The sequence below is a fragment of the Streptomyces sp. NPDC060205 genome (genome assembly GCF_042728395.1).
Taxonomy (GTDB): domain Bacteria; phylum Actinomycetota; class Actinomycetes; order Streptomycetales; family Streptomycetaceae; genus Streptomyces.
The window spans coordinates 24,463-32,841 of record NZ_JBHWZP010000081.1; the positions used below are offsets into that span (position 1 = coordinate 24,463).

At 72.9% G+C, this 8,379-nt stretch carries 7 protein-coding genes; 4 read left to right on the top strand and 3 right to left on the bottom strand.

The features are described 5' to 3' along the window. Positions 1 to 22: 22 nt before the first annotated feature. The 3 genes from ACFWGJ_RS16870 to mshA form a co-directional block, all read right to left on the bottom strand. Positions 23 to 1,783 (bottom strand): glycosyl hydrolase family 28-related protein, encoded by a 1,761-nt coding sequence (locus ACFWGJ_RS16870; protein ID WP_381832456.1) that lies wholly within the window; start codon positions 1,781 to 1,783, stop codon positions 23 to 25. Positions 1,784 to 1,950: 167 nt separating this feature from the next. Then, on the bottom strand, positions 1,951 to 2,460 hold the full coding sequence (locus tag ACFWGJ_RS16875) for a YbjN domain-containing protein (RefSeq protein WP_387324775.1): 510 nt from the start codon (positions 2,458 to 2,460) through the stop codon (positions 1,951 to 1,953). Then, on the bottom strand, positions 2,453 to 3,790 hold the full coding sequence (gene mshA, locus ACFWGJ_RS16880) for a D-inositol-3-phosphate glycosyltransferase (RefSeq protein ID WP_387324778.1): 1,338 nt from the start codon (positions 3,788 to 3,790) through the stop codon (positions 2,453 to 2,455). The genes ACFWGJ_RS16875 and mshA overlap by 8 nt, the downstream gene beginning before the upstream one ends. A gap of 343 nt (positions 3,791 to 4,133) precedes the next feature. Between mshA and ACFWGJ_RS16885 the strand changes: the two genes are divergently transcribed. The 4 genes from ACFWGJ_RS16885 (at position 4,134) to ACFWGJ_RS16900 (ending at position 8,242) form a co-directional block, all read left to right on the top strand. Then, the gene (locus ACFWGJ_RS16885; protein ID WP_387324781.1) at positions 4,134 to 4,943 is read left to right on the top strand and encodes a class I SAM-dependent methyltransferase; all 810 of its coding nucleotides are present in this window, start codon (positions 4,134 to 4,136) and stop codon (positions 4,941 to 4,943) included. Between the two features lie 266 nt (positions 4,944 to 5,209). Then, positions 5,210 to 6,307: an NlpC/P60 family protein gene (locus tag ACFWGJ_RS16890; RefSeq protein WP_387324783.1), complete on the top strand. Its 1,098-nt coding sequence runs from the start codon at positions 5,210 to 5,212 to the stop codon at positions 6,305 to 6,307. A 95-nt stretch (positions 6,308 to 6,402) separates the two neighbouring features. After that, the gene (locus ACFWGJ_RS16895; RefSeq protein ID WP_387324786.1) at positions 6,403 to 6,525 is read left to right on the top strand and encodes a hypothetical protein; all 123 of its coding nucleotides are present in this window, start codon (positions 6,403 to 6,405) and stop codon (positions 6,523 to 6,525) included. Positions 6,526 to 6,760: 235 nt separating this feature from the next. Continuing rightward, complete coding sequence (locus ACFWGJ_RS16900) at positions 6,761 to 8,242, top strand: PP2C family protein-serine/threonine phosphatase (protein WP_387324789.1); 1,482 nt, start codon at positions 6,761 to 6,763, stop codon at positions 8,240 to 8,242. Positions 8,243 to 8,379 lie beyond the last annotated feature (137 nt).

Sequence of the window (8,379 nt, forward strand, 5' to 3'; positions counted from 1 at the left end):
GGGCACACCGCCGGGGCGCGCGCTAGAGGTCGCGCTGGGCGTCGTACAGGTTCCGCGGGCGTACCGCGTCCGTCGTCCCGTACAGCTCCAGTCGGGAGTGGAGCGGCCCGGTGAAGTCGGGTACGTCGATCTGGTCGAACTCCGTCACCTCGTTGATGCCGACGGTCGCGCTGTACGGGGCCAGGCCGTCGATCCTCATGAGGCCGGCCCGGCCGTTGGTGACGCGGATGTTCCAGTGGGTGAAGCGGGCGCCGAAGAGGGGGCCCGCGCTCGCGTCCCCGCCGTGGCGGCCGTTGTTGACGACCGTGATGTCGGTACGGACGTTCGCGAAGGGCATCCCGCGATGCGAGTCGAAGGTGCCCATGCGCATATCGCCGCGCGACCAGACGTTGTACGAGGAAAGACCCTCCACGTTGATGCCGTGGAGCTGGGTGTTCGCGGGGGCGGGTGTCGTGCGTTCCTCGATGGTGAAGCGGTCGACGAGGTTGTCGTGCGAACCCTCGCGGCAGAAGTACGGGTGGTGCGAGCCGCGTCCCGCGACCCGGGTGTTCCGCAGCGTGCAGGCGGAGGCGGCGACCAGCCCGAAGCCGTTGTCCATGTGCCGTACGACGACGTCGTCGGCCCAGCAGTCGTACGCGCACTGGAAGGTGACGCCGTTGTAGCCCTTGTCCAGCAGATGCGGGGACTGCGGCGTCTCGACGGCCTCCAGGGTGAGGCCTTCCACCCCGGATCCGGTCAGCGCCTTCACATGGGTGGTCAGACGCGGGTCCCACTCCGGCCGTACGTCGAGCGGAAGGGGCCGCTCCAGAGTGACCTGCCGGCCCCGCACGCGCGCGATGCGCACGGGCCACTCGTACGGGACGTAGCTGGTCAATTTTGTCTTGTCGTCCCAGACGTATGCCTCCGGGCCCGCTCCGTCGCCCGCCATGTGTTCCAGGAGGGTGTGGGCCGGGTCGTCCGCGAGGTGGAGGAGGACGAGGTCTCCGGGTGCGAGTCCGCCCGGGTCCACGACGGTCACCGTCCAGGAGCCGCGGCGGGCCGGGGCGACCGTGGTCAGCGTCCGCCACTCGTCCCGTCTGTTGCCGGTCCAGCCCTCGAAGGGCCACTCCTTGGCCCGGATGGCGTCGGTCAGGGTGGTGAAGCGGTCCGTGGGACAGAGCCAGACGAGGCCGCCGGCCCAGGACCAGGACGACTTGTCGCCGCCGTACCGCGACCCGTAGACGCCGATCAGCTCGGTGAGGCTGCGGGTCGCGCGGAGTGTCGTACGGGTGCTGCCGGCGCCGCGCAGGACGACGTCCGAGTGGCCGATGTGGATCAGGCCGTCGAGGCGGTAGGTGCCGGGCGGGATGAGTACCGTGCCACCGCCGGCCCTTCCGGCAGCGGCGATGGCACGGTTGATCGCGGGGGCGGAGTCGGCCGAGCCGTCCGCCGTGGCGCCGTACGCGCGGACGTCGGCCACGACGGCTGCGCCGGGGCGGCGGGGGAAGTGCGCCGCCCCGGCCCGTTGGCCGGCTCTGCCGATGTACGGGATCTGCGGATGCGTGTAGGGGCTGCGGGCCAGCTCCCGCCAGAGGGCCGGCACCTGCGCGGGGCTCGGCCGCAAGGCCGCGGCCCCGCTCGCGCCGCCGGTCGCGGTGGCGGCCCCGGCCGGAGTCGCTGTCGCCGCGGCCCTGGCTGCCGCCGGTGTGCCCACCACGGCGCCCGCCGCCACGGCTGTCGCGCTGCCGAGCAGGGCCCGTCTGGTGAGGGCCCGCCGGGTCCTGTCCGCGCCACGGTCGCTCATGCCCGAACCGCCTTCCAAGGATGGGGATTCCATGGATATGAACAACGTTCAGATGTGCGTTGGCGGCGAGCATGACATGGCAGCCGCACGGCGGGAAAGAGGCGTGCAGCGGTTGATTGGTACGGACCGCAGAGGGGCTACGCGGCGGCCCTTTACGGACTGACGGCTCAGTCGGTCGGACGCTGGGTCAGGTGACTGAACGCGTCCAGATTGCGGGTGGACTCGCCGCGGGACACCCGCCAGGCGTACTCCTTGCGGATCGCGGACGCGAAACCGAGCTCAAGGAGAGTGTTGAAACTGCCGTCGGCGGCCTCCAGGACCGCACCGAGCAGCCGGTCGACCTCGTCGGCGGTGACCGCGGCCAGCGGCAGCTTGCCCGCCACATAGATGTCACCGAGCGGGTCGACGGCGTACCCCACGCCGTAGAGCCTGAGATTGCGCTCCAGGAGCCAGCGGTGCACCCCGCCCTCGTTCTCGTCCGGGTGCCGGATGACGAAGGCGTTCAGCGAGAGGGAGTGTCTGCCGACGATCAGCGAGACGGTCGTCGACAGCTTGCGGGTGCCGGGGAGCTTCACCACGAAATGGCCGGACTCCGGGCTCTCCCACTCCAGTTCGGCGTCCTTGAGGAACCCCTCGACGGTCCCCGCCGCCCGCTCCGCAGCCATCGTGTCAGCCATGGTGGGAGCGTACGTGACGGCGGTGTTCGTTCATCGCGGCCGTGTAGACGTCGGCCGTGGCCGCCGCCGCCGTGTCCCAGCCGAAGGACTGCGCGTGCCAGGCCGCCGCCGCGCCCATCCGGTCCGGGAGCGCCCGGTTGTCGGCGAAATCGCGCAGCACGCGCGCGTAGTCGACGGGATCGTGGCCGGAGACCAGAAAGCCCGTCTCCTTGTGGCGGACGGCGACCGGCAGGCCGCCCACCGCGGCGGCGAGCACCGGGGTGCCGGCCGCCTGCGCCTCTATGGCGACGAGCCCGAACGACTCGCTGTAGGAGGGCATCACCAGGACGGACGCGGCCCGGAACCAGTCCGCGAGCTGCTCCTGGCCGACCGGCGGCCGGAAGCACACCACGTCGGCGATGCCCAGCCGGGCGGCGAGTTTCTGCAGCCCCTCGGGCTTGGCGAGACCGCTGCCGCTGGGACCGCCCACCACGGGGACGACGATGTTCGCGCGCAGCTCGGGCCGCTCCTCCAGGAGGACGGCGACCGCGCGCAGCAGTACGTCGGGGGCCTTCAGGGGCTGGATGCGGCCCGCGAAGAGCGGTATGAGGGCGTCCTGCGGGAGCCCGAGCCGTGCGCGGGCGGCGGCGCGCCCGTCGGCCGGGCGGAAGCGGTCGAGGTTCACGCCCGGGTGGACGACGGCGACCTTGCCCTGCTCGGCCTCGTAGTGCCGGACGAGCTCGTCGGCCTCTTCCGCGGTGTTGGCGATGAGCCGGTCGGCGGCGCGGACGATCTGGGTCTCGCCGATGACACGGGCGGCGGGCTCGGGGGTGTCGTCGTCGGCCAGGGCGGCGTTCTTGACCTTCGCCATGGTGTGCATGGCGTGCACGAGGGGGGCGCCCCAGCGTTCGGCGGCCAGCCAGCCGACCTGCCCGGAGAGCCAGTAGTGCGAGTGGACGAGGTCGTAGTACCCGGGGCGGTGGCCGGCCCAGGCCTGCATCACCCCGTGCGTGAAGGCGCACAGCTGGGCGGGCAGGTCCTCCTTGGCGAGGCCTTCGTAGGGGCCCGCGTCGACGTGCCGGACCAGGACGCCGGGCGCCAGCTCCACCTTGGGCGGCAGGGCCCCGGTGGTCGCGCGCGTGAAGATCTCGACCTCGATGTTGATCGCGGCGAGGCGCTGGGCCAGCTCCACGATGTAGACGTTCATGCCGCCCGCGTCGCCCGTGCCCGGCTGGTGCAGCGGTGAGGTGTGCACGGAGAGCATCGCCACGCGGCGCGGCCTGCGATGCAGGCGAAGCCTCGTCGAGGCCGCCGGCGAGCGGCGCCCGAGCCTGCTCACGTACTGGCTCACGTGGCCTTCCTCCTTCTGCGGACGTGCTGCGGGCATGCCTGTGGCGGGGCGTGGAACGCCCTTCAAGTCCTGAACGCCGGAAGTCTCCGCTCCATTTCCTCTTTGCCGAATCATTGCCGTGAGTCGCTCAACCGTTCGAGGCGTTTTTGCGTGCCACAGGGCCCGCTCCAGCCCGTCAGAGTGCCGCGCGTCCCAGCCCCGCCGGGCGGCTCCCGCCCCTCAGCCCGTCCGGGGCCCTGAGCACGAGGCCGTTCAGGCCGACAGCGGGGGTCGGGGGCGGCAGCTCTCGCGAGGCCCACACCGACACGGAGTTCCCCCGAGCGCGCCGCTTACCCTTGACCCCATGAACGCCCGCGCAGCGAAACCCGTGGGGACGGTGACGCGCGGGACCACCAACCCGAACCGCCTGCGCCGCATGGACCGCTGGATCGCGGCCACCCACGGCGCCGCGCTGCGCCACGCCGACGACCCGGTGGCGGTCGACCTCGGGTACGGCGCGGCCCCCTGGACGGCGGTCGAGCTGCTGCAGCGCCTGCGCACCGCCGCTCCCCGCGCGCGCGTGGTGGGCGTCGAGATCGATCCGGCCCGGGTCGCCGCCGCGAAGCCGTACGAACGCGACGGCCTCCGGTTCCGGCACGGCGGCTTCGAGATCCCGCTGCCCGTCCGGCCGACGCTGATCCGCGCGGCGAACGTCCTGCGGCAGTACGAGGAGGCCGAGGTCGCCGCGGTGTGGTCCCGGCTGTGCGCGCGTCTGGCACCGGCGGACGCCGGCTCGCGCGGCGGGCTCCTCGTCGAGGGCACGTGCGACGAGATCGGCCGACGGCACGTGTGGATCGCGCTCGGCCCCGAGGGCCCGCGGACCGTCACGTTCGCCACCCGTCTCGGCTCCCTGGACCGCCCGTCCGACCTGGCCGAACGCCTTCCCAAGGCCCTCATCCACCGCAATGTCCCGGGCGAGCCCGTGCATGCCTTCCTGCGCGACTTCGACCGCGCGTGGGCATCGGCCGCGCCGTACGCGTCGTACGGCGCCCGGCAGCGCTGGATCCGGGCGGTCCGCGATCTGGCCGCCGACTGGCCGGTCGTGGACGGGGTGGCGCGGTGGCGGCAGGGCGAAGTGACCGTGCGGTGGGCGGCGTTGGCGCCGGGCGCGTAGGACCGGGACGTCCGCCGACAGTCTCCGACGGGAGTCCGACACGCCCCCGACAGCCCTCTGACGTGGCGGGAACGATCTCGGTGAGTCATTCGTCACATTGGCGGGGAACGCGAAGGAGATCACCACCGAGTGGGCAGTGAGGGGGAGGGAAGGGGCGGAAGGGAAGCGGGAGTTCTTGCCCGCCTCTGTCGTATTCCGCGCCGACATGGCACGATCCCCGGGGCGTTCCTAAGTTACTGACGGTAAATCAGTTTGGGGGTCGGTTCATGGGGACCGGTGTGCGGAGCGTGACCACGACGGCCATGGCCCTGGCCTGCGCGGCAGTCATACTGGCCGCGCCGGGGGTGGCTTACGCGGCCCCGACGCCGCCGCCCGGCCCGACACCGACCCGGACACCCGCTCCGAGCACGAGTCCAACACCCGTGAGCACCGCGGACCTTGAAGCGGTCCGCGTGAAGCTGGAGGGGCTGTACCACGACGCGGCGGTCGCCACGGACGCGTACAACCTCGCCGAGGAGCGGACCGAGAAGCAGTCCACGCAGATCGTCGCGCTCGCCCGCGAGATCGTCGAGGGCAAGACGCGGCTGGTCGAGCTGAAGAAGCGCGTGGGCGCCGCCGCCCGCGCCCAGTACCGCGTCGGCGGGCTGCCGGACCAGGCCCAGTTGATGCTCAGCGACGACCCGGAGGCCTTCCTGGACGGCGCGGGCCGGATCCGCCAGGGCGCCCAGGCGACCAAGGGCCTGCTCGCCGAGATGCGGCGCACCCAGGAGGACTTGGAGCAGTACGCGCGCGACGCGGCGGCCCAGTGGACGAAGCTGGAGGCCAACCGCGAGGCGAAGGCCGAGGCCAAGAAGAAGGTCAAGAAGCAGATCGCCGCCGCCGAGAAGCTTGAGTCCCAGCTGGAGAAGGACGAGAAGGAGCGCCTGGCGAAGCTGGAGCAGCAGGCCGCGTACGAGGCGCAGACGACCTGGCTGGACTCCGGCATCCTCAAGGAGATCGACGGCAAGGCGTCCGCCCAGGGCAAGAAGGCCGTGGAGTACGCGACGGCACAGATCGGCAAGCCGTACGAGTGGGGTGCCGAGGGGCCGAAGACGTTCGACTGCTCCGGGCTCACCTCGCAGGCGTGGGCCGCCGCAGGACAGCCCATCCCCCGCACCTCGCAGGAGCAGTGGAGGCAGCTCGACCGGGTCGCCGTCGAGGCCATGCGCCCCGGCGACCTCATCATCTACAACGCCGACGCCAGCCATGTCGCGATGTACATCGGCGACGGCGCGATGGTCCACGCACCGCGCCCCGGCCGTACGGTGACGATCGCGGGAGCGGGCTCCATGCCGATCCTTGGAGTGGTGCGGCCCGGCAAGTGAGGCCCGCCCGGGGCGCGCGTCCCGCCCGGCGCGCCGCCCGCCCGCGGACACGCCGGACGCCGCCCCGGTGCACCCGATGTCCCGCGGAGCGCGGCTTGTCGCTTCTGCGAAGGCCCTCCCACCTGCCCGGCGCCACCGCGGCTCGCGCCCGCCCCGCCACCGCCGCCGTCACCGCGGTCACCGCGATCACCGCCGCCGCAGTGACCTGCCGCACGTGATACGCGGCACGTTCGGAGCCGGCGCTCAACCGGTGGGGCGTGATGTACGTCATCCCGTACAAGCGCACATCCTGCCCAATTGCGGTACAGGATGCGGCATATGACGGCGGCCGTTTTCCCTGCGCACGGGCCGCCGCCATTCCTATGTGACGGCGCCTGACGCTATGGTCCCCGTCGGTGGATCGAGATCCCTCGACCCGCCGTGCCCTCGGGGGGAGGGAAGGAACCCAAGACGATGCCCGTACCCGTACCGCGGCAGAGAGCGATCCCCGCCGTGGAAGGTGGACAGGCTCACGCCGCGTCTCCAACCGGCGGACCGGCACAGGCCGCGCCCGCACCCGGCGCCCTGTCCGGCCAGGAGCCGTCCTCGACGAGGAACGGCACCTCCGGCGACGCCTCTCACGGCGACCACGGCGCCACCGCCGACAGCGGTGGCGCTCTTTACGGCGGTGCCGCGGGCGGCACCGCCCCGCTGACGCTGCTCGTGATCGAGGACGACCCGGCCGGCGCGCTGACCGTGCCCGAACTGCGGGACGCGGCCGGCAAGCAGATCCGGGTCCGTACCGCCCGCAACCTCACCGAGGCCGAGCGGCTGCTCACCGACGACGTCCAGTGCGTCCTGCTCGACCTCGCGCTGCGGACGCCCGGTCCCGCGACCACGTCCGAGACGGGCGCGGCGGAGCCGGAGCCGGACGACGGGCTGGCCACGCTCAGGCATGTGCTGCGGCTCGCGCCCCGGCACGCCGTCCTCGCGCTCACCCCGGCCGAGGACACCGAGCGCGGCGCGGCGGCCGTACGCGTCGGCGCCCAGGACTACCTGTTCCGCGACGAGCTGGACAGCCGCCTGCTGAGCCGCGCGGTCCGCTACGCGGTGGAGCGCAAACGTTCCGACCGGGCCGAACGACGGCTGACCGAGTCCAAACTGCGCGCGCAGGAGAACGCACGCCTTGAGCGCGGCCTGCTGCCCACCCCGCTCCTGGAGGGCTCCTCGCTGCGGTTCGCCGCGCGCTACCGGCCCGGCCGCTCGCGCGCGCTGCTCGGCGGCGACTTCTACGACACGGTCCGCACCCCCGACGGCACCGTCCACGCCATGATCGGTGACGTCTGCGGGCACGGCCCCGACGAGGCCGCGCTCGGGGTGGAGCTGCGGATCGCCTGGCGCGCGCTGACCCTGGCGGGCCTGTGCGGCGACCGACTGCTGTCGACGCTCCAGCAGGTCCTGGAGCACGAGCGCGACAGCGACGAGATCTTCGCGACCCTCTGCACGGTGGACATCGCGCCGGACGGCCGCCGCGCGGGCCTGTGCCTCGCGGGCCATCCCGCCCCGCTGATCTCGCGCCCCGCCCGCTCCCGTGCCCTGGTGGGCGCCGACGGGATCGACGCCGCCGGAGTGCCGCCCGTCGCCGAGCTGCTGCCGTTCGAGAACGGCGGGCCGGCGCTCGGTCTGCTGCCGAACGCGCGGTGGCCGCGCCAGCAGGTGGAGCTGGGCGGCGAGTGGAGCCTGATGCTCTACACGGACGGCCTGATCGAGGGCCGTACCGGTGAGGGCAGGGAGCGGCTCGGCCAGGACGGGATGGTGGACATGGTCCGCCGCCAGCTGGCCGAGGGCCTGCGGGGCGAGGAACTGCTGCGGGCCGCGGTGAACGAGGTGCGGGACCTCAATGGCGGGGAGCTGACGGACGACGTGGCGGTGCTGCTGCTGGACCGCGTGGCCTAGCGCGCGGGGCGCTGCCGCTACTCGTGAGCCCTCGCGGCCGGCGGATTCATGGAGCGTGCGGCGCCGTGGGGGCTGGTCGCGCAGTTCCCCGCGCCCCTGAGAAGCGGGGCTGCGCCCCGGCTTCTTGTCTTTAGGGG

Excerpts from the sequence above, each read along its gene's own strand:
- ACFWGJ_RS16885 (WP_387324781.1), top strand. The coding sequence starts at position 4,134 with ATGAACGCCCGCGCAGCGAAACCCGTGGGGACGGTGACGCGCGGGACC.
- ACFWGJ_RS16870 (WP_381832456.1), bottom strand. The coding sequence starts at position 1,783 with ATGAGCGACCGTGGCGCGGACAGGACCCGGCGGGCCCTCACCAGACGG.
- ACFWGJ_RS16875 (WP_387324775.1), bottom strand. The coding sequence starts at position 2,460 with ATGGCTGACACGATGGCTGCGGAGCGGGCGGCGGGGACCGTCGAGGGG.
- ACFWGJ_RS16890 (WP_387324783.1), top strand. The coding sequence starts at position 5,210 with ATGGGGACCGGTGTGCGGAGCGTGACCACGACGGCCATGGCCCTGGCC.
- ACFWGJ_RS16900 (WP_387324789.1), top strand. The coding sequence starts at position 6,761 with ATGCCCGTACCCGTACCGCGGCAGAGAGCGATCCCCGCCGTGGAAGGT.